The 1047-nt window shown below is 59.1% G+C and carries 1 protein-coding gene; it reads left to right on the plus strand.

The features are described 5' to 3' along the window. A partial coding sequence (locus TW83_RS19520; RefSeq protein WP_157001781.1) for a family 16 glycosylhydrolase occupies positions 1 to 1047 on the plus strand: 1047 nt, incomplete at both ends.

Raw genomic sequence — 1047 nt, forward strand, 5'->3', positions numbered from 1 at the left:
GACGCCCGCGCCGGAGAGATGGTCGATGTCAGAGGCTATTCTGGCTATACCAGCCTGATCTCGGAGTCCGGCGGCACCCGCATGGTCTTCGAGGGCGGCGATAGCATCCTCTTCCAAGGCGTCGCGAAATCGGCGCTGACCGGCGTGAACTTCACCTTCAATGGCGTGTCACCCAAAAATTTGGCCGATGTCGGTCCGGTTTTTGCTCCTGCGCCCACCCCGCCGGCATCGTCCGATGAATATGATCTGAGCCTGTACAAACTAAGCCAGAAAAGCACGCCTGACAGCTGGCTCATCTCGGAATGGGATGCGGGTCAGACAAACAACATGTCATGGTCAGCCAACAACGTCAGCGTTGCGGCAAACGGTGATGTAAGTCTTTCTCTGACCAAGGCCCCTGCCGGCTCTTCCAGACCCTATCTCGGTGCGGAGGTGCAGTCCAACGAGATTGCAACGACCGGCACTTGGAGCTGGACGGCCCAAGCGCCGGTCATGGCGCCTGGGGCGGTCTTCGGCATGTTCACCTACAAGGCGGACTGGAAGAACGATCCGTGGGTCGAGTTCGACTTTGAGTTCGTCGGCGGAGACACGACCAAAGTCCAACTCGCGATCCATATGGAGAATGCCAAGGGCGAGCACATGGTCCTGACCCCCGAGGCGCAGAAGCGGAGCATCATCGATCTCGGCTTCGACGCGTCGAAAGGGATGCACACATACGAAGTGTCCGTGACCGAGAAGGATGCTACCTTCTATATCGACGGAAAACAGGTTGCGAAATTTGGACCGGCCGACATGCAGGGCAATGTCTGGCAGATCGGTCCGATGGCGAGCTTCGTCGACTTATGGTCGGTCTCGTCCGGCCAGGAGGCATGGGCCGGAAAATGGACCGATCCCGGACGTCCGCTGGTGGCGATCATCGAGGGGGCCGACATCCGTCCCGCAGAGTTCGGAAGCGCGATCGAGGTAGTAAGCCCGCCAGTGGTGTTGATCCCAGACCCGATTGTCATCCCCAATGGCATAAATGGAGATGACAGCGCGAACACGCTG

This window comes from Paracoccus sp. S4493, assembly GCF_000967735.1.
GTDB lineage: Bacteria > Pseudomonadota > Alphaproteobacteria > Rhodobacterales > Rhodobacteraceae > Paracoccus > Paracoccus marcusii.